Here is a 19,571-nt window from a genome sequence, read left to right as displayed (position 1 = left end):
CTCGTCGTTGTGTATAATCGACAGTTGTCACCCCCCGGCCGTACAGCAACCGCACCTCACACCTCCCCAGCCTCGCGGCTCCCTTCGGTCGCCGCGTCCCTCGCACGCGCTCCTCGCGGTCGCCGGCGGCGACCGCTCGGAGGCGCGCGCCGCCGCACCGCATACTAGTTTATAAGTGATCGTCGCCGTCTCCGCTGGGTTCCCGCCCTCCGACTGGCGGATCCGTCGGCGCTCGCGTGCGCGCTTCTCGCGGCTATAACAGCAACTTTATCACTCGCACGGGGCGAAATTCGGGTAAGACTACTCCGTTAGGAGGTCCAACAGTGACTGAAGCCAACACACAACCGGAGGTGAACATCGGTCTCGTCGGTCACGTCGACCACGGGAAGACGACGCTCGTGCAGGCGTTGTCCGGCTCGTGGACCGACCAGCACAGCGAGGAAATGAAACGCGGCATCTCGATCCGGCTGGGGTACGCGGACGCGACGCTCCGGCGCTGTCCGGGCGTCGACGCGCCCGAGTGTTACACCGTCGACGAGGAGTGCGAGGACGGCTCCGAGAGCGAGCCGATCCGGACGGTCTCGTTCGTCGACGCGCCGGGCCACGAGACGCTGATGGCGACGATGCTCTCTGGCGCTTCGATCATGGACGGGGCCGTGCTGGTCGTGAGCGCGACCGAGGACGTCCCGCAGGCGCAGACGGAGGAGCACCTGATGGCGCTCGATCTCATCGGGATCGAGAACATCGTCATCGCGCAGAACAAGGTCGACCTCGTCGACCGCGACCGCGCCGTCGACAACTACCAGCAGATCCAGGAGTTCGTCGAGGGCACCGTCGCGGAGGACGCGCCGATCGTCCCCGTCTCGGCCCAACAGGAGGTCAACCTCGACCTGCTCATCGACGCGATCGAGACGGAGATTCCGACGCCCGACCGCGATCCCGGCGAGAACGCCCGGATGTACGCGGCGCGCTCGTTCGACATCAACCGTCCGGGCGCGACCGCGGCGGACCTCAAGGGCGGCGTGGTGGGCGGCTCGCTCGTCAGCGGCGAGCTCTCGGTCGGCGACGGGCTGGAGATCCGACCGGGGCGCGAGGTGGACGAGGAGGGCCAGACGGAGTGGCGACCCCTCGAAACCACGGTGCGTTCGCTGCAGGCCGGCAGCAACGACGTGGAGTCGGCTCGGCCGGGCGGGCTGCTCGGAGTCGGAACCGGGCTCGACCCGAGCCTGACGAAGGGCGACGCGCTCGCCGGACAGGTCGCCGGCGAGCCGGGGACGCTCCCGCCGACCCGCAACGAGTTCGAGATGCAGGTCGATCTCCTCGACCGGGTCGTCGGCAAGGAGGACGACGAGAGCGGCGAGAGCGACATCGACGAGATATCCACCGGCGAGCCCCTGATGCTTACGGTGGGAACCGCGACGACGGTCGGCGCGGTGACGAGCGCGCGCGACGGCGAGTGCGAGGTGAGCCTCAAACGGCCCGTCTGCGCCGAAGAAGGCGCACAGATCGCGATCAACCGGCGCGTCGGTGCGCGCTGGCGACTCATCGGCGTCGGGACGCTCTCGTAACGTGACCGGCGACGCCCGTGCCGACGGTCTCACGCGAGACGGCCCCGACGGCGCCCCGGTCGTCGCGCTCGACGCGAGCGCGCTGATGGCGCCGGTCGAAGCGAACCTACGGCTGTTCGAGGAGCTCGATCGGCTCCTCGGCGCCCACGAAGCCGTCGTTCCGACGGCGGTCGTGTCGGAACTCGACCGACTGCAGGGCGGGAACGGCGAGGAAGCGACCGCGGCGAGCGTGGGTTCGGACCTTGCGACGCGGGCGGAGACGGTGGAAACGGACGAATCGTACGCCGACGACGCGCTGGTCGAGCTGGTCACCGAGGGCCGGGTCGACGGCGTCGTCACCAACGATCGACCGCTGGCGAACCGGGTGCTGGAGGCGGGCGCACCAGTAATCGGTTTAAGCGGTCGGAACGCACTGGCGATAACGGAACCCTAGCGGACGCGGACAACCAAGAACATGTACAAACGAGTTCGACTCAAGGATACGGTCGAGGTGCCGCCGAAACACCTGGCGGACGTCACCGACGAGCGGGTGAAAGCCCTGCTCCAAGACAAACTGGAAGGACGAATGGACGAGGACGTCGGCAGCGTCGTGAGCGTCATCGAGGTCCACAACATCGGCGACGGCGCGGTGTTACACAACCGACCCGGCGTCTACTACGAGGCCGAGTTCGACGCGCTGACCTACGACCCCGACATGCAGGAAGTCGCCGACGGGACGGTCGTCGAGACCGTCGAGTTCGGCGCCTTCGTCGGGATCGGTCCGGTGGACGGACTGCTCCACGTCTCGCAGATCACCGACGAGTACCTCACGTTCGACGGGGCGAACCAGCAGCTCGCCTCCTCGGACTCCGACAAGACCCTCGGCGTCGACGACGCCGTCCGGGTCCGTGTCGTGACGAAGAGCATCGACGAGCGGAACCCCCGCGACTCGAAGATCGGGCTCACGGCGAAACAGCCGGGGCTCGGGAAACACGAGTGGCTAGAGGGGCAGCGGCTCCACCGCGAGCAGACTGGTGAGGAGGCCGACTGATGGCGGAGGACCGCCTCGCCTGCCGTGAGTGCCACCACGTCAACGACCCCGACTCGCAGACCTGCGAGCACTGCGGGTCGTCGTCGCTGACGGAGGACTGGGCGGGCTACGTCATCATCACGAAGCCCGAGGAGAGCCAGATCGCCGAGGAGATGAACGTCACCAAGGCCGGCTCGTACGCGCTGAAGGTCCGATAGCGACACCGACGTAGCCGACACAATTTTGAATCAATGCTCACGCTTCCCGATTCCCTGCGCGACGCGTTCAAGGACCCGCTCGGCCCGGTAACGACCGACGCCGACGAGCTGCTCGCGGGGGCGGCGGAGACCCGCGGCGAGCGGGTCGCCCCAGACGCCCCGATCATCGCGGTCGGCGACGTGGTCACGTACCACTTACGGGAGGCGGGCCGCGTTCCCCACGTCGCGCTGATCGACGGAAAGACCGAGCGCGAGGCGGTCGACGCGGAGATCGAGTCCGCTCTCGCGGCCGCGGACGATCGCCGCGTGAGCGTCGAGAACCCCGCCGCCTCGCTGTCGGCGGAGCTGCTCGCGGCGCTCAACGAGGCGCTCTCCGCGGCCGAACCGGTCATCATCGAGGTGACGGGCGAGGAGGACCTGGCCGCCCTGCCGGCTATCCTCGCGGCGCCCGACGGCGCGAGCGTCGTCTACGGCCAGCCGGGCGAGGGAATGGTCCGCGTCCCTGTGACGCCCGAGTCCCGCGCAGAGGCGCGAGAGCTGTTCGAGGCGCTCAACGGCGACGTCGCGGCGGCCTACGATGCGCTCGGGGTCACGCCCGACGGCGGTCGATAACGTCGGCGCGAGACGGACGAGCGAGCGGAATCGACGGCACCCCCGCTTCGAAATCCTTTTACAGCTTTCGAGGGGATATACGCCTAACTGAACCATGGACGTCGATATCATCTCCGAGGAGGAGAACCCGATGTTGCACCGCACGGATATCCGATTCGAGACGACCCACGAGGAGGCGACGCCCTCTCGCCTCTCGGTCCGCGACTCGCTCGCGGCCAAGCTGGACAAGGCCTCCGAGGAGGTCGTCGTCCACGAGCTGGACACGAAGTTCGGCATGCGTAAGACGGTCGGCTACGCGAAGGTGTACGACACCGCCGAGGACGCGCTCGATGTCGAACAGGAGTACATGCTCGAACGCAACAAGATCGGCGACGAGGCCGACGCGGACGCCGAAGAGGCCTGACGCCGCGCCGGATGCGCGTTCTCGGCATCGAAGGGACCGCGTGGTGTGCGAGCGCCGCGCTGTACGACGCCGAGACCGACGCCGTTCTCATCGAATCGAACCCGTACGAACCCGATAGCGGCGGCATTCACCCGCGCGAGGCCGCCGAACACATGTCCGAGGCGATCCCCGAGGTCGTCGACGCGGTCCTGACGACCGCCGAGGCCGAACACGGCCGAGACGCGATCGACGCGGTCGCCTTCTCGAAGGGGCCGGGGCTGGGTCCCTGTCTCCGGACCGTCGGCACGGCCGCGCGGGCGCTCGCGGGGACGCTCGACGTGCCCCTCGTCGGCGTCAACCACATGGTGGCGCACCTGGAGATCGGTCGCCACCGGTCCGGCTTCGGGAACCCGGTGTGTCTGAACGCCTCCGGCGCGAACGCGCACCTGCTCGGCTACCACGACGGCCGCTACCGCGTGCTCGGCGAGACGATGGACGCCGGCGTCGGCAACGCGATCGACAAGTTCACGCGCCACGTCGGCTGGGACCACCCCGGCGGGCCGAAGGTGGAGGCCGCGGCGGCGGAGGCGGCGGCCGAACGCGAGCCCAACGCCGAACTGGTCGACCTGCCGTACGTCGTCAAGGGGATGGACTTTTCCTTCTCCGGTATCAGCTCCGCCGCCAATGACGCGCACGACGACGGGGTACCGGTCGAGGAGATCTGTTTCGCGTTGCAGGAGCACGTGTTCGCGATGCTGACGGAGGTCTCGGAGCGGGCGCTCTCGCTGACCGGCGCGGACGAGCTCGTCCTCGGCGGCGGCGTCGCGCAGAACGACCGGCTGCGCGAGATGCTGGAGACGATGTGCGCGGCCCGCGGCGCCGACTTCCACGCGCCGGAGCCGCGGTTCCTCCGCGACAACGCGGGGATGATCGCCGTGTTGGGCGCGAAGATGGCCGCGGCGGGCGACACGGTCCCGATCGCCGAGTCGGCAATCGACCCGAACTTCCGGCCGGACCAAGTGCCAGTGACGTGGCGCGAGGGCGACGAATCAGTCGCGGGCGGGCGGGGAAACCGGGAGCGAGACGGCGACGGAGACGCGGACCGCCGGGGAGCGGAGGCGACCGTGGAGGTCGTGGCGGCCGGCTCCGCCGCCGAGAGTGACGCCGGTGGCTCAGACGACCGCGCCCGCCGCGTGATCAAGCGTCGGGTGCCCAAGCGATACCGCCACCCCGAACTGGACCGCACGCTCAGACGCGACCGGACCGTCGCCGAGGCGCGCCTGACGAGCGAGGCGCGGCGGGCCGGCGTCCCGACGCCGCTGGTGTACGACGTCGACGTGTCGACGGCGACGCTGACCCTGCAGCACGTGGGGAACCGCGACCTCGCCGCCGACCTCGACGGGCGGTGGACCGCCGCCGTCGGCCGCCACCTCGCGCGGCTCCACGGGGCGGGGATCGTCCACGGGGACCCCACGACGCGGAACGTCCGGGTCGAGGGTCGAGCGGAAGGCGACGCGCGAGCGACGCTCATCGACTTCGGGCTCGCCTACCACACCGGTCACGTCGAGGACCACGCGATGGACCTCCACGTGTTCGAGGGGTCGGTCCGCGCGACCGCGGCCGACCCGGACCCGCTGATCGAGGCGTTCGAGGCCGGGTACGCGGAGGTCGGTGACGGCGACGTCCTCGACAGACTGCGCGAGGTCGAGGAACGCGGGCGGTATCGGTAGCCGACGCGTATCGGTAGCCGACGCGTATCGACGGCGACCGACGCCTCCCACGGCAGGCGTCCCGCCGGGCGCCCGGTCCCGCCACGATTTATATCCCCGGCGAGCGATATGCCGGTATGGCAGACAAATCGTCCTCTGGAGAAATACTCGGGATCCCGTACAACTTCGAGCGACCGAGCCTCGGCCGCCTGCTGTCGTCGTACTGGCAGCCCGGCAAGGGAATGTTAGTGGAGAAGCCGTTCGGCATCGGCTACACGCTGAACCTCGCCAGCTGGCGGTCGTGGGTCGTCCTCGCGGTCGCCGGCGGGCTCTACTACCAGCAGACCCAGTCCGCCACGGCGGGCGGCGCCGGAGACGCCAGCGAGGCCGACGACGAGGCCGAAGGAGGTCCCGTCGAAGTGATCGTCGACGACGACTGAGCGCGTCGCCGTCGCCGCGGATGAAGGCGACCAGTTCTCACGATCGATTCCGAGACGCCGTATTTTAAATACCGGAACGCCGTACATACGACAATGAGAGTTCAGTTCGAGTGCTCGTGTTCGGAGGAGATCTCCGAGTTCACGCGCGGCGAGACGAGCCGCGGCGTCCACGTCGAATGCGGGAACTGCGGGGCGGTGTACGCCGTGACGATCACCGAGCTCGACTGACGGGATCGCTCTCGGCGTCGCTCCGATCGCCTTCTGCGTCGGCCTCCCGATTCCCGGTAGCGGCCCGTTCCTGCGCTCGCTGGGTCGCCGTTCGGTCCGCGGCCGTCGCGGACTCGAACCGGAGCCGAACCGTCGTCCCGTCGTCGGTCGTCTCGAGCGCGACGGTTCCGCCCTGCGCCTCGCACATCCACTTGACGAGCCAGAGACCGATGCTGCTCGCGTGCGAGAGCGGCGTCTCCCGCTCAGCGCGCAACACCGCCCGCTCGTCGTCCGGGATTCCCGGACCGTTGTCCCGGACCTCCAGACAGGTGGTCGTCCCGTTCTTCTCGATCCGCGCGTCGACCCGCCGCGTCGAGCCGTCGTTGTGTGTGACCGCGTTCTCGAACACCTCCCGGATCGGGTACTCGACGGATCGGTCCGCGCGGATCCACGCCTCCGCCGGCGTCTCCATCGTGAGCGTGACGTCTGACCCCCCGACGTCCGCAGCCGCCTCCCGTGCCGTCTCGACCAGATCGATCCGTCCCTCGGGCCGGTCGAGGGACGCCTCCTCGATGACGCGGAGCTTCTCGCTTATCTCGACCACGTCGTCGGTCGTCTCCTGAATCGTCTCCAGGCATTCGCGGGTGCGGTCGTCGTCGACGCGGTCGGCGATCAGGTCCGCGTACCCGCGGATGACGTTGAGGTCGTTGCGGACGTTGTGTCGGAACACCCGACTCAGCACTTGGAGCTGCTGGTTCGAGGTCTCGAGCTCTCGACGGGCCGTCTCGGCGCGACGGTGGTGGTAGGTCAACGCGCCGTGGAGGAGCAGCGAGGAGGCGACGACGACCGCCCAGCCGCTCACGAGGCTGGCCGGGGTCCACTCGGCCGCGTCGCCCGCGACAGCGATGTCGATCGCCAGGACGAACAGCGCCCCTCCACAGAGAAAGGCCACCGCGAGCGCGCGCGGTGAGCGGTCGTAAATTTGGTCAACTGAAAATTTCATGTGAATGAATATAAACCTCAGAGGAACCTGATCGTAAGGAACGACTGCGTGGGGGGACTTAAACGTGTTCGCGGTCACCACTCCTTGCAGCCGGCACAGACGAAGTTACCGTCGTCGAGCCAGCGCCGTACGACCCGCTCGTCGCATCGATCGCAGGCGGCGCCGTCGGTCGTCCACGTTGCGGTCGAGATCGCGGGGGTAGCCTCGACCGCGTCGGGATCCTCTCCCGTCTCGTCCGTGTCACCCCTCTCCCCGTCGGTCGGTCGCCTCTCGTGGACATCGGCCGACTCCCCGTCTGCGTCCGCATCGCCACCGGCGAACTCGTCCAGCGAGCGGTCCTCGGGCATCTACGCCTCCCGGCGAAGCCGCGACACGACGTATTCGCGCTCCAGTTCGCCGAGGAACTCGCCGAGGCGCGGTCCCTGCGTGTCGTCGAAGAAGAGGCGGTAACCGGCCGCGAAGAAGTCGCCGACGTCGACGTCGTGTGCCCGCGCAGTCTCGTACATCTCCGCTTGGATCGCGTCGCCGTCGTGACCCGCCGCGACGAAGTCGGCGAGATCGTCGAGCGCGGCGGCCACGTCGTCGTCGAACTCGGCGTCAGGCAGAACGGTCTGGAGCCGGTAGTCGTACTCGTTTTCGGTGCGTTCGGCCCAGTTGCGCGCCTTCTCGACGCGTGCGAGCGCGGCCTCGATGACCTCCGCGGAGGCGTCGTCAGGGATGTGTCCCTCGTCGCGGGCGAGCCGCTCGCGGAAGGCGGGGTCGTCGACCATTCCGAGGACGGCCGCGAAGGTGTACGGGAGCCGGACCGGCTTCTCCGTCGGCGGGTCGGCGGCGCGACCGATGACGAACGGGTAGGCGCGCTCGGCGAAGGCGGTCAGGTCCTCGTCGTCGACCTCGCCGAAGTACGCGCGTTCGAAACGGTCGAACCGGTCGACGAGCTGGTCGAGCCGCTCGATGTCGAGGTCGCGGGCCTTCTTCGGGTGGAGCGCGAAGAAGTAGCGGAGCACCGCCGGTTCGAGGAGGTCGAGCAGCTCCGGCACGGTGACGACGTTGCCCGCCGACGAGGAGAGCGGCTCCCCGTTGAGCGTGAACCACTCGTACACCATCGGAACGGGCGGCTCGACCCCGAGGACGTTTCGCGCGACGTCGACGCCGGAGGGCCAGGACCCCTCCGCGTGGTCCTTGCCGAACGGTTCGAAGTCGACGCCGAGCACGTCCCACTGGCCGGGCCACTCCAAGCGCCACGGGAGCTTCCCCTCGCGAAACGTCGCGGTCCCCTCGTGGCCGCAGCCCTCGATCACCTCGTCGCCGACCGCCATGTCGGTGCAGGCGTACTCGACGGTCTCGGCGTCGAGGTCGACCGCCGTGACCGTCTCCGTGACCTTGCCGCACTCCGCACAGACCGGGTTGAAGGGGACGTACTCGCCGTCGACCTTGTCCTGATACGCGGAGAGCACCTCGCGGACGCCAGCCAGATCGGAGAGCGCGGCCCGGGTCACGCCGTCGAAGTCGCCGTCGGCGTACAGTTCGGTGTTCGAGATCATCTCGACCGGAACCCCGAGCCGGTCGGCGTCCGCCTGCAGGAGAGCGGCGAAGTGGGCCGCGTAGGACTCGCGCTCGCCGAACGGGTCCGGGATCGCGGTGTACGGCTTCCCGAGGTTGCGGCCGAGCGCGCCGGCGTCCACCTCGCCGAGGCCGACGATCTCGCCGTCGGCGTTCGCCAGCTTCCGCGGGAGCTTGCGGAGGGGATCCTTGTCGTCGGAGGTGAACACCTGCCGGACCTCGTGGCCGCGCTCGCGGAGCACCGCGGCGACGAAGTACCCCCGCATGATCTCGTTGAAGTTGCCGAGGTGCGCGACCCCCGACGGGGAGACGCCGCCCTTGATCACGATCGGTTCCTCCGGGTCGCGCGCCTCGATCTCGTCGGCGACCACGTCGGCCCAGAAGGCGCGGAACTCACCGTCTCCGTCGTCGTCCTCCGCGTCCGCATCCGCCTCCGCGGCGCCGACCGCGTCGCGCGTCTGCTCGGAGAGGATGTGCGGGGAGTCGTCGGGGTTCATACCTCCTCCGCCGTCCAGTAGGTCGGTTCCGCGGTGCCGGTCGGGATCAGGTCGGTCCCGGTGTGGTCGCCGCGGAGCACGGCGTCGACGACGACGCTCGGGTCCGTACCGTCGAGGACGATAGACCGGATCCCCGCCCGATCGATCAGCTTGGCCGCGAGCAGGTCGACCGGCGCGGAGGCACCGGCGTCCCTGCTCATCGGGAGCACGACGTCGACGAGCTCGGTCGGCGACATCGACCCGAACTGGGTGGCGTCCGGGTCGGCGTTCGGGTCGGCGTCGTACACGCCGTTCGCGCTCGTCGCGTACACGAGCAGGTCGGCGTCGACGGACTCGGCGAACGCGGCGGCGACCGCGTCGGTCGTCTGTCCGGGGGTGACGCCGCCCATCACCGACACCTCACCGCGCCGGAGAGCCGCGGCCGCCTCGTCGTACCCCGTCGCCGGCGAGAGATTCGCACGTCCGTCGAGCGCGGCGATCAGCAGGCGGGCGTTGAGCCGGGTGGTACCGATACCGAGCTGGTCGAGCTCGACCTCGTTGGCGCCGAGATCGCGCGCCGTTCCGATGTAGTCGCGCGCGACGCCGCCGCCGCCGACGACGACGCCGACCTCACAGCCGTCGGCGGCAATCCGCTCGATCGCCTCGGCGTACGCGGCCACCCGGTCGGGGTCGAGATCGGGCGCGAGCACGCTCCCGCCGATAGAAACGACGACTCTCATTACCGTCGCATACCCCTGTCGCGCTCTTAAGGATTATCAAGCCCGGACGCGGCCGGATCCCGAGACGACGGGCCGCGGGCGAACGGAAGCGGGCACGGCGATCGACGATCGGCGGGAAACGCCTAAGCCGCTCGCACTCCGCTCTCGGGTATGCAACCGATAGCGATCGTAGGCCCGGGCGCGGCGGACCTGGCGACGGCGCTCACCGACCGGCTCGACGGCCGAACCGCCGTCGTGGCCCGCCCAGAGAGCGATCTCGGCGAGAGCCTCGCGGGAGACGAGGCCACTGACGGCGGCGTCGCGGTCGAGGCGCCGGAGAACCGACCCGACGCCGACACCGAGGTGACCCTCGAAGAGAGCGGCGAGTGGACCGGCCGCGGGAGCGTCGACGGCCTCGACGCCTTCCTCGACGGGCTCGCGCCCGACCACGACTACCTCGTCGGCGTCGGCGATTCCCGCCTCCGGGTGCCGACGCTCCTCCTCGGGGCGGACGCGGAGGCCGAGGACGTGCCCGGGACGGTGATCGCCGCGGCGGACGAGCCAGAGGGGGTCGACCTGAATAATCTCGTCGCCAACCTCGACGCGGCCGAGCCGTGGATCACGCGCGAGACGCTCGTGCGACGGGTCGAGGCATCGGCGGACGCGGACCGCGCGGGCGCGGTCGCGACGTTCACCGGACGAGTGCGGGCGCGAGACGCCCCCGACGACGACCGCACCACACATCTGGGCTTCGAGAAGTACGAGGGCGTCGCCGCGGAGCGCATGGACGCCATCGAGACCGAACTGACCGAGCGCGACGGCGTGTTCGACGTCCGGATGCACCACCGGACGGGCGTGATCGAGGCGGGCGAGGACATCGTGTTCGTCGTCGTTCTGGCGGGACACCGGAGGGAAGCGTTCCGGACCGTCGAGGACGGGATCGATCGGCTGAAAGACGAGGTGCCGATCTTCAAGAAGGAGGCCACGGAGGCCGAGGAGTTCTGGGTTCACCGGCGCGACTGACCGGCGCTCGTCTGCGCGAGGGGCGAGATGGGGCCGTGGCGCGCCGTTTACAAGCAACAAACGCCGGTTAGTTCGCGAGCGAGTCATCTATCGGTTCGGAACGACGAGCGGGCGACGATATACAAACGAACGCCTCAGATAGCGCTATGAAATTTCTAAGTCCCTTCCAAACCGTTTTGAACGGTCCGTCAGACGCGTTTTATACCCGCTGGTTGGCCTGAAACGCCCTGAAAGGCACTGAACACCGTCCAACGGTCGCACCTTTATAACATCCTCTAGGAGCAAGCGTACGGTGTACCATGAGCGCGACTGCAAATCCCTCCGCGAACGCGAACCCGACCGACGACCTCAGCAAGGAAGAGCGGCTGAAGCGGTACCTGCTCGACCGCGCCGAGGACGGCGAGATGTATTTCAAGGGGAAGTTCATCGCCGACGACGTCGACCTCTCGCCGAAGGAGATCGGCGCACTGATGGTGAAGCTCCGCGACTCCGCCACGGAGCTCACCGTCGAAAAGTGGTCGTACACGGGCGCGACGACCTGGCGCATCGAGCCCGCCTGACGGCATCAAGCCTGCCTGACGGTCCCCACCCCGCGCTTCGACGCGCCGGACAACGATAGGCCCCGTTCGACTGGAAACCACGCGCTCTCGCGCGTCCCCGCTTCCCTCCGTGACCCCCGCTCTCCGGAGGTTCATCGCTCTCTGAATCGCCCCGACGGCACGCAGTGACAGTCGACGATCTCCACGGCGTCGGCACGCACGCGGTCGACGCGGGGTTTATACTCGCCGACCAGTTACGACCGACGATGCCAAAACACGAGGACGGGGAGGCGTCGGCGAGCCCCGACGTCCCGCGTCCGGAGCCGCTTCGGACGTTCTTCCGGGTCGACGAGATCCGCCGGGAAGGCGGGCGCGTCCGGTACGTCGGCGAGTCATATGTCCCGGAACGCACACTGCTGCGGAAGCTGGTCCCACCGTTTCGGGACGCCGGCTACGACGTCGATATCGAGGCCGACGGCGACGACCACGTCGTCGTCGCGACGCCCTTCGACCGCGGACGAGACGGGATACCGTGGCTCAACGTCGCCCTGTTCGCGGCGACGGTGTGTTCCACGCTGTTCGTCGGCGCGTACGGGTGGTACTACGTCGGCTGGGAGGAGATCGCCGCGAACCCGCTTACGGTGCTGCGAGCGTGGCCGTTCACCGCGGCCGTCCTCGGCGTGCTGATGACCCACGAGCTCGGCCACTACGCCGCCGGCCGGTACCACGGAGTCAGCGTCTCGCTTCCGTACGTCATCCCGTTCGTCTTCCCGTTCGGCACGCTCGGGGCGGTGATCCGGATGCGCGGGCGGATTCCCTCCCGGAAGGTGCTGTTCGACATCGGCGCGGCCGGGCCGATCGCGGGGCTCGTCGCCACCGTCGTCGTCACCGTCGTCGGCCTCTCGCTCGATCCGATTCGGGTCCCGGCGGAGCTCGCGAACGCCTCCGGGACGATGATCCGCTTCAACAACCCGCCGCTGTTGGCGATCATCGCCGACGTCATCGGCCAGCCGACGGGGTACGAGGACCCGACGCTCACGGCGCACCCGGTGGTGATCGGCGGCTGGGTCGGAATGTTCTTCACCCTCCTGAACCTCCTGCCCGTCGGCCAGCTCGACGGGGGTCACATCGTCCGGGCGATGGTCGGCCCGCGCCAGGAGACGATCGCGGCGCTCGTCCCCGGCGCCCTCTTTACCATCGCCGCGTACCTCTACTTCTGGCGCGGCCTCGGGATCGACGAGTCGGTCGGACTGTGGGGGTTCTGGGGTGTGTTCGCGCTCGTGATCGCCTTTAACGGGCCGGCGAACCCGACGAACGAGGAGCCGGTCGGGTGGCCGCGTCTCGCCATCGGCCTCGCGACGTTCGCGCTCGGGGCGCTCTGTTTCCTGCTCGTCCCGATTCAGGTCATCTCAGGCTGACCGGGGGCGGTCCGCACTACTCATCTCGTCGCTTCTTCATCCCCTGTCTGGTGAACTGGGGCGTGGCTCGGAGACCGCGCTTCTTCCGGAACGAGCGGTAGAGCGCGATCGCGAGCGGGACCGCGAGGAGGAGGACGACCCCCGCGAGCCGCCACGCGTCGGCGAACGAGTAGAGGATGGTCGCGGAGAGGACGCCCACCGCGAGCAGCACCGAGTACGCGATCCGCATCGCGAGCTTGTCGAGGACGTTCGAGTCGTCCTCGATAGTGACGTCGACGTGCAGGTCGCCGCGGTTCGCCCGCTCGAGGAAGTCGTCGGCTTTCGGGGGAACGGTGAACAGCGCCTCGGTCGTGCGCTGGACCTGCCGTCCGGCGTCCTCTGCGAGGTCGCGGGCGGTCTGCTCGTAGTACCCCTCGTCCCTGAGGTACTCCGTCGCCGTCGAGATGAAGTCGAACTCGGGATCGAGGGTGACGCAGACCCCCTCGACGACGGTCGCGACGCGCAACACGAGCGCGAGATCGGGCGGAAGCCGGAGGGGGAACTCGTAGATGGTCGACTCCACCTGCTCGATGATCTGGTTCACCTGGTACTGTTCGATGTCCTCGCCGCTGGCGTCGGCGATGGCCAGCTCCATCACGTTGCCCATCACCTCGCGGTCCGCCTCCGGCGAGAGCGTCCCCATCGCGATCAGCGTGTCGAGGATATCGTCGATGTCCTGCCGGGCGACGGCGACGTAGAACTCGATGATCTTCTCTTGGATGAACGGGTCCACGCGCCCCGCCATCCCGAAGTCGTAGAATATCACGGTTCCGTCGTCGTCGACGGCGAGGTTTCCCGGGTGCGGGTCGGCGTGGAACACGCCGTCGTCGATGATCATCTGGAGGTACACCTCCTGGAGCGTCTCCGCGATGGCGGTGCGGTCGAACCCCGCGGCGTCGAGCTCGTCGAGTCGGTTGATCTTCACCCCCGGGACGTACTCCATCGTGAGCACTCGGGGGCCGGAGACCTCCTCGTAGGCGGTGGGGATCCGGATCCGGTCGTTACCGGCGAAGTTGCCGCGGATCTCTTCGAGCATCTCGCGCTCGCGCTTATAATCCATCTCCTCGCGGATCGTTTTCGCGAACTCGTCGGCGAGGTTCTCCAGCGAGAACGCCCGCCCGGTTCCGGTGAACCGCTTGACGAGCGGGATCGACCAGCGGATCGTCCGGAGATCGGCCTCGACGAGCGACTCGATCCCCGGCCGGCGGACCTTCACGGCGACCTCGTTCCCCTCGTAGCGGGCGGTGTACACCTGCCCGAGGCTCGCGCCGCTTATCGGGTCGCGGTCGAAGTCGTCGAACGTCTCGTCGACCGGGCCGAGCTCGTCTTCGAGGACGACCTGCGACTCCTCCCACGGGGCCGGCGGCACGTCGTCTTGGAGCCCCTCCAACACGTCGATGTAGGCCGGCGGGAGGATGTCCGGTCGCGTCGAGAGGATCTGGCCGAGCTTGATGAACGTCGGGCCGAGGGTGAGCAGGATCTCGAGGAGGACCGCGGCGCGCTCGCGCTGGGTCTCCGCGTCGACCTCGCGGCTCCCGCCGAACAGGAGGAACCGCTTCCGGTCCCGCCAGTAGGCGACGATCAGCGGCGAGAACTGTCGAATGACCACGAAGAACCGCCAGTAGGAGCGAAGGTTGACCAGCGTGACCACCCGTCAGGCGTCGTCCTCGTCGGCGTCGTCGACCGGGATGGTCCGGGAGGCGTCGCCGGTCCGCTTCGGGATCGTGACTTCGAGGACCCCCCGGTCCATCTCGGCGTCCGCGCCGCTCCCGTCGGCGTCGCCCGGGAGCGGAAGCTCCGCGTCGAGGAACAGCGGGCGGTCCTCGCGGACGTAGCGGAACCCCTCCGGGACCCCTTTGTCGCGGCGCCCTTCGATGACGATCCGACCGTCCTCGGCGAGGACCTCGGTCGTCTCCGCCGTCGCGCCGGGGAGGTCGACGACGAGGACGTACCCGTCGTCTGATTCGAGCAGGTCCGCAAACACCGCGTCCGGGAGGTCCCGGAGCGCGTCACGTAACGCTGACATGGATATGAGTACGGTCGCCGCGGCGAAAAAGGTGTGGAAAGGGGGGACCGAGACAGGGGGTTGAGGCCGGTCAATCGCCGCGGTCGAAATCGAGGTTGATGTCGTCGAAATCGAGGTGTTTGATGTCCTGCCCCTGCGACTCGCCCGGGAGGATGTCGCCGAGGCTCGCGCCGAACGCGGCAGCGGCCCAGACGACCGCCACGCGGGAGACCCGTTCGAGCGCGGTCGGATCGCCCTCGTGGAGCCGCCCCCAGAGAGACAGCATGAACACGGAGGTGAAGAGGGAGACGAGCAGGATGCCGGCGTAGCGCCGCGGAATGACGCCGAGTATCGGGTGGCTGATCTCGATCTCTCGGAAGTCGGCGAAGTACAGGAGTCCGGCGGTCAACACCAGCAGGAACCCGACGTGTGCGAGCAGGAGGACGGGGACGCCGCCCGGCGTCCGCGCGGCGAACCACGCCGCGATCTCGAAGACGCCTCCCTCGACGAGCAGGGGCAGGGCGAAGAGGACCGACCCCACGAACGCCTCGGCCATATCCCGGGAGGTGTACTTCGTGATCCGGGTCCTGAACGCCGCGCTCCCGGGCATCTGCTCGACGAGCGAGATGGTCTGTCGCACCTTCTCGCGCTCATGCTCCGCGTCGACGGTGTCGCTCAGGGCGTCGAGCTTCGCGAGCAAGTCGTTGACGTCGGGGTTCTCAGGGGGGTTCGAGCCGTGCGGTCTCGGACCGTTCGAGGAGGCGCCGTCGCTCGTGCCGCCGGTCCGACTCCCCGATCGGTCCGCGTTGGGTGACGGACCCGCTCTACCGGATTCCCGTCCCGAGTCGTCGCCGTTCATTGAAGATCGGTCGACGGCAGCATCTCAAAAGCGTATCGGCGGCGACGAAATGTATCGGCGGCGACGAAATGTATCGGCGGTGACGAGGCGACCGTCCGGTCGAGAGCCCGCTCGCGTGCCGTCGAGGCGTCGAATCGTTTATATAGTGGTAGATGGTATCATGCCTCATGGGGTGAGTACCGACGACATCGAAGATCAGAGAACACAGTCATCGACCGTCGGCGGTACCGTGCGGCTACAGCTGTCCGATCCACTCGTTTCAAAGCGGGGCGTACCCCGCTATAAGTACCCCTCGCGCCCAGCCGTTCGTGACCCCGGAGCCGCGGCTCGCGGGCCCTGCCGCTCGCTCGGCGAGCCTCGTCGCCGGTTATGTCACTCTCCCGATCGGCGCGCGAGGAACGACGAGAGCGCCGCGTTGAACGCCGCGGGGCGTTCGAGCATCGCGAGATGCGCGGCGCCCTCGATCGTCGCGCGCTTGCAGTCGTCGATCCGCTCCGCGAGGTAATCGTGGTATTTCGGGGGCGTGAGCGCGTCGTGCTCGCCGACGACCGCGAGCGACGGCACCGAGATCTCGTCGAGCCGGTCGCGGACGTCGAACGCGTGGCAGGTCCGGAAGTCGCGCTCAGTGACTGCGCGGCCGCACTCCCGCATGCCGGAGCGCGAGAGCTCGACGTACTCCGCGGGCGCGTCGTGGAACAGGCGGTCCGGCTCGTGGAGCAGGTCTATCGCCGCCTCGAAGTCGGTCGCGAGCGCGTCTAACAGGGGATCCGCGACCGCGAGCTTCGCGCCCGTGCCCGCGAGGACGAGCCCGTCGAGCGCGAGGTCGCGCTCCAAGGCGACCCAAAGCGCCGCTGCTCCGCCGAGAGAGTTGCCGCAGAGGACGGTAGCGCCCGTGGCCCTCGCGACCGCAACGACGTCGTCCGCGTAGGCGTCGAGCGTCTCGGGACCGGCCGGCGCGTCCGCGTCGCCGCTGTCACCGTGCCCGGACAGGTCGAGCGCGACGGTCGGGAACCGGTCGCTCAGACGTGCCTGGGCCTTCCAGACGTCCTTGCTCCCGCCGCTGCCGTGGACGTAACAGACCGTCGGCCCGTCGCCGCTCCGATCGGAGACCCGGTACGCGGTGTCGCGGCCGTCGTGGGTGACCCGCTTCATACCCGTCCTCGCGCGCGGGAGTCAATAAACGCCCGGCGTCCGGCGGGGACTCGCAGGGGAGAAGGCGGTCGGATGACCCCGCGATGACCCCGAACCGCAACACTACCGATACGCTCCGCGAAATCTCACGTCATGCGTTTTTCAGCGATGTATTTATATATCTTCGCACCTAACTTGTAGTTAGCATGAATCACCAACAGACCCGATCGACCGGCGACGGTCCGCTGCTCCGCCGGTTCGAGTACGAGGACGGATGGGTCGTCGCCGCCGATCTGGGTGCCGACGCCGCGAACGTGAGCATCGATGCGGTCGGCGAGACGGCGATCGTCGTCGTCGAAGGCGACGGCGAGCCGGTCGAGTCGGAGTTCGAACTGCCGGGCCCGGCCGCGTCGACCGCGGTCTCGAACGGCGTGATCACCGTGGAAGGCGACGCGGCCGAGGACGACACCGCGGAGGGAGAGCGATGAATCTCACCGTCAGACCGCTGAAACAGAAGGACGCCGGTCGCCGCCTCGCGGCGATCGACCGCGTTGCGGCCGAAGAGCTCGGGCTCTCCGGCGGCGACATCGTCCGCGTCGAGAGCTCGGACGGGGCCGCGATCGCCCGCGTCTGGCCCGGCTACCCCGAGGACGACGGCACCGGCATCGTGCGCATCGACGGGCGGCTCCGACAGGAGGCGAACGTCGGGATCGACGACCGCGTGACCGTCGAGTCGGTCGACGTCTCCCGGGCGGAGTCGGTCACGATCGCCTTCCCGAGCCAGCTCCGGGTGCGCGGGCAGATCGCCCCGTTCATCCGCGACAAGCTCTCCGGCCAGCCGGTGACCGAGGGCCAGACGATCCGCACGTCGATGGGCTTCGGCCTGATGGGCGGCCAGTCGCAGGCGGTACCGATGAAGGTCGCCTCGACCACCCCGTCGGGGACGGTCGTCATCACCGACGACACCGAGATCGAGATCTCCGAGGTCCCCGCCGAGGAGCTGACCGAGCGGAGCGGTGACGGCGACGGGGCGAGCGAGGGCCCGGACGTCACCTACGAGGACATCGGCGGGCTCGACGGCGAGCTCGAGCAGGTCCGCGAGATGATCGAGCTGCCGATGCGGCACCCGGAGCTGTTCAAGCGGCTCGGTATCGATCCGCCGAAGGGCGTTCTCCTGCACGGCCCGCCGGGAACGGGGAAGACGCTGATCGCGAAGGCCGTCGCCAACGAGATCGACGCCAGCTTCCACAACATCTCGGGCCCGGAGATCATGTCGAAGTACTACGGCGAGAGCGAGGAGCAGCTCCGGGAGATCTTCGAGGAGGCCTCGGAGGAGGCGCCCTCGATCATCTTCATGGACGAGCTCGACTCGATCGCGCCCAAGCGCGAGGAGGCCGGCGGCGACGTCGAACGACGCGTCGTGGCCCAGTTGCTCTCGCTGATGGACGGGCTGGAAGAGCGCGGCGAGGTCGTCGTCATCGGCGCGACTAACCGCGTCGACGCCATCGACCCCGCGCTCCGGCGCGGCGGCCGCTTCGACCGCGAGATCGAGGTCGGCGTCCCCGACCGCGACGGTCGCAAGGAGATCCTACAGGTCCACACGCGGAGCATGCCGCTCGTGGACGGGATCGACTTAGACGAGTACGCGGAGAACACCCACGGCTTCGTCGGGGCCGACCTCGAGTCGCTGGCGAAGGAGTCCGCGATGCACGCGCTCCGGCGGATCCGCCCCGAGCTCGACCTCGAAAGCGACGAGATCGACGCCGACGTGCTGAACTCCATCCAGGTCACCGAGGCGGACTTCAAGGAGGCGATGAAGGGTATCGAGCCCTCCGCGCTCCGCGAGGTGTTCGTCGAGGTCCCGGACGTCACTTGGGATCAGGTCGGCGGCCTGGAGGGGACCAAAGAGCGGCTCCGCGAGACGATCCAGTGGCCGCTGGAGTACCCCGAGGTGTTCGAGGAGCTCGACATGCAGGCCGCCAAGGGCGTCCTGATGTACGGCCCGCCGGGCACGGGGAAGACCCTGCTCGCGAAGGCCGTCGCCAACGAGGCGGAGTCGAACTTCATCTCGATCAAGGGGCCGGAGCTGCTGAACAAGTACGTGGGCGAGTCCGAGAAGGGCGTCCGCGAGGTGTTCAGCAAGGCCCGCGAGAACGCGCCGACGATCGTGTTCTTCGACGAGATCGACTCGATCGCGACCGAGCGCGGCACGAACTCCGGCGACTCCGGGGTCGGCGAACGCGTCGTCTCCCAGCTGCTGACCGAGCTCGACGGGCTCGAATCGCTGGAGGACGTGGTCGTCATCGCGACGACGAACCGCCCGGACCTGATCGACTCGGCGCTGCTCCGGCCCGGCCGGCTCGACCGCCACGTGCACGTGCCCGTGCCGGACGAGGACGCGCGCCGGAAGATCCTGGAGGTTCACACCCGGAACAAGCCGCTGGCCGACGACGTCGATCTGGACGCGCTGGCCCGGCAGACGGAGGGATACGTCGGCGCCGACATCGAGGCGGTCGCCCGCGAGGCGTCGATGAACGCCTCCCGGGAGCTCATCGGCAGCGTCATGCGCGAGGAGGTCGGCGAGTACGTCGGCAACGTCCGCGTGACGAAGGCCCCCTTCTGTCTCGAATACACATCTACGAGCCCACGAG

Annotated in this window: 22 protein-coding genes; 14 read left to right on the top strand and 8 right to left on the bottom strand. The window is 68.7% G+C overall.

Annotated elements, in window-relative coordinates:
* The first annotated feature begins 323 nt into the window (after positions 1-323).
* From OQF71_RS08945 to OQF71_RS08905, 9 genes are all read left to right on the top strand, one after another.
* The gene (locus OQF71_RS08945; protein ID WP_280587155.1) at positions 324-1,568 is read left to right on the top strand and encodes a translation initiation factor IF-2 subunit gamma; all 1,245 of its coding nucleotides are present in this window, start codon (positions 324-326) and stop codon (positions 1,566-1,568) included.
* A gap of 1 nt (position 1,569) precedes the next feature.
* Positions 1,570-2,001, top strand: a complete 432-nt coding sequence (locus OQF71_RS08940) for a DUF188 domain-containing protein (protein WP_280587153.1) — start codon at positions 1,570-1,572, stop codon at positions 1,999-2,001.
* A gap of 21 nt (positions 2,002-2,022) precedes the next feature.
* Positions 2,023-2,598, top strand: a complete 576-nt coding sequence (locus OQF71_RS08935) for a DNA-directed RNA polymerase (RefSeq protein WP_280587151.1) — start codon at positions 2,023-2,025, stop codon at positions 2,596-2,598.
* Positions 2,598-2,795 carry a transcription elongation factor subunit Spt4 gene (gene spt4, locus OQF71_RS08930; RefSeq protein ID WP_008001262.1) on the top strand — a complete coding sequence of 66 codons (198 nt, stop codon included), beginning with the start codon at positions 2,598-2,600 and terminating at the stop codon, positions 2,793-2,795. Before OQF71_RS08935 ends, spt4 begins: the two co-directional genes overlap by 1 nt.
* A gap of 33 nt (positions 2,796-2,828) precedes the next feature.
* A complete protein-coding gene (locus tag OQF71_RS08925) occupies positions 2,829-3,407 on the top strand; it encodes a GTP-dependent dephospho-CoA kinase family protein (RefSeq protein WP_280587150.1) in 579 nt (192 codons plus the stop codon).
* 94 nt (positions 3,408-3,501) lie between these two features.
* On the top strand, positions 3,502-3,810 hold the full coding sequence (locus OQF71_RS08920) for a 30S ribosomal protein S24e (protein ID WP_123113218.1): 309 nt from the start codon (positions 3,502-3,504) through the stop codon (positions 3,808-3,810).
* An 11-nt stretch (positions 3,811-3,821) separates the two neighbouring features.
* A complete protein-coding gene (locus OQF71_RS08915; protein WP_280587149.1) occupies positions 3,822-5,519 on the top strand; it encodes a bifunctional N(6)-L-threonylcarbamoyladenine synthase/serine/threonine protein kinase in 1,698 nt (565 codons plus the stop codon).
* Between the two features lie 116 nt (positions 5,520-5,635).
* Complete coding sequence (locus OQF71_RS08910) at positions 5,636-5,938, top strand: DUF5808 domain-containing protein (RefSeq protein ID WP_280587148.1); 303 nt, start codon at positions 5,636-5,638, stop codon at positions 5,936-5,938.
* A gap of 93 nt (positions 5,939-6,031) precedes the next feature.
* Entirely contained in the window at positions 6,032-6,166 is a 135-nt protein-coding gene (locus OQF71_RS08905) for a hypothetical protein (RefSeq protein WP_254921679.1), read from the top strand.
* Here OQF71_RS08905 and OQF71_RS08900 read toward each other — a convergent pair.
* From OQF71_RS08900 to pyrH, 4 genes are all read right to left on the bottom strand, one after another.
* Positions 6,150-7,148: a HAMP domain-containing sensor histidine kinase gene (locus OQF71_RS08900; RefSeq protein ID WP_280587147.1), complete on the bottom strand. Its 999-nt coding sequence runs from the start codon at positions 7,146-7,148 to the stop codon at positions 6,150-6,152. The genes OQF71_RS08905 and OQF71_RS08900 overlap by 17 nt on opposite strands.
* A gap of 74 nt (positions 7,149-7,222) precedes the next feature.
* Complete coding sequence (locus OQF71_RS08895) at positions 7,223-7,495, bottom strand: hypothetical protein (RefSeq protein ID WP_280587146.1); 273 nt, start codon at positions 7,493-7,495, stop codon at positions 7,223-7,225.
* The gene (lysS, locus tag OQF71_RS08890; protein ID WP_280587144.1) at positions 7,496-9,208 is read right to left on the bottom strand and encodes a lysine--tRNA ligase; all 1,713 of its coding nucleotides are present in this window, start codon (positions 9,206-9,208) and stop codon (positions 7,496-7,498) included.
* The gene (gene pyrH / locus OQF71_RS08885) at positions 9,205-9,927 is read right to left on the bottom strand and encodes a UMP kinase (RefSeq protein WP_280587143.1); all 723 of its coding nucleotides are present in this window, start codon (positions 9,925-9,927) and stop codon (positions 9,205-9,207) included. The genes lysS and pyrH overlap by 4 nt, the downstream gene beginning before the upstream one ends.
* A 150-nt stretch (positions 9,928-10,077) precedes the next feature.
* Here pyrH and OQF71_RS08880 point away from each other — a divergent pair, with 150 nt between their 5' ends.
* The 3 genes from OQF71_RS08880 (at position 10,078) to OQF71_RS08870 (ending at position 12,886) form a co-directional block, all read left to right on the top strand.
* A complete protein-coding gene (locus OQF71_RS08880; protein WP_280587142.1) occupies positions 10,078-10,929 on the top strand; it encodes a molybdopterin synthase in 852 nt (283 codons plus the stop codon).
* Between the two features lie 299 nt (positions 10,930-11,228).
* Complete coding sequence (locus tag OQF71_RS08875) at positions 11,229-11,489, top strand: hypothetical protein (RefSeq protein ID WP_123113226.1); 261 nt, start codon at positions 11,229-11,231, stop codon at positions 11,487-11,489.
* Between the two features lie 245 nt (positions 11,490-11,734).
* Positions 11,735-12,886 carry a site-2 protease family protein gene (locus OQF71_RS08870; RefSeq protein WP_280587141.1) on the top strand — a complete coding sequence of 384 codons (1,152 nt, stop codon included), beginning with the start codon at positions 11,735-11,737 and terminating at the stop codon, positions 12,884-12,886.
* Between the two features lie 16 nt (positions 12,887-12,902).
* Here the strand turns inward: OQF71_RS08870 and OQF71_RS08865 are convergent, their stop codons facing one another.
* From OQF71_RS08865 to OQF71_RS08850, 4 genes are all read right to left on the bottom strand, one after another.
* The gene (locus OQF71_RS08865) at positions 12,903-14,576 is read right to left on the bottom strand and encodes an AarF/ABC1/UbiB kinase family protein (RefSeq protein ID WP_280587140.1); all 1,674 of its coding nucleotides are present in this window, start codon (positions 14,574-14,576) and stop codon (positions 12,903-12,905) included.
* A 3-nt stretch (positions 14,577-14,579) separates the two neighbouring features.
* On the bottom strand, positions 14,580-14,951 hold the full coding sequence (locus OQF71_RS08860) for an Hsp20/alpha crystallin family protein (RefSeq protein WP_280587139.1): 372 nt from the start codon (positions 14,949-14,951) through the stop codon (positions 14,580-14,582).
* Between the two features lie 70 nt (positions 14,952-15,021).
* Positions 15,022-15,789, bottom strand: a complete 768-nt coding sequence (locus OQF71_RS08855) for a DUF2391 family protein (RefSeq protein ID WP_280587138.1) — start codon at positions 15,787-15,789, stop codon at positions 15,022-15,024.
* Between the two features lie 372 nt (positions 15,790-16,161).
* Complete coding sequence (locus OQF71_RS08850) at positions 16,162-16,941, bottom strand: alpha/beta hydrolase (RefSeq protein ID WP_280587137.1); 780 nt, start codon at positions 16,939-16,941, stop codon at positions 16,162-16,164.
* A gap of 185 nt (positions 16,942-17,126) precedes the next feature.
* Here OQF71_RS08850 and OQF71_RS08845 point away from each other — a divergent pair, with 185 nt between their 5' ends.
* Together OQF71_RS08845 and OQF71_RS08840 are read left to right on the top strand one after the other, a co-directional pair.
* Entirely contained in the window at positions 17,127-17,408 is a 282-nt protein-coding gene (locus tag OQF71_RS08845) for an Hsp20/alpha crystallin family protein (protein WP_280587136.1), read from the top strand.
* Positions 17,405-19,571 (top strand): CDC48 family AAA ATPase (locus tag OQF71_RS08840; RefSeq protein WP_280587135.1); only part of this gene is annotated, 2,167 nt, incomplete at its 3' end. The genes OQF71_RS08845 and OQF71_RS08840, both read left to right, overlap by 4 nt.

The sequence above is a fragment of the Halorubrum sp. Boch-26 genome (assembly GCF_029889805.1).
Classification (GTDB): Archaea; Halobacteriota; Halobacteria; order Halobacteriales; family Haloferacaceae; genus Halorubrum.
This window is presented reverse-complemented; position numbering and strand designations above follow the sequence as displayed.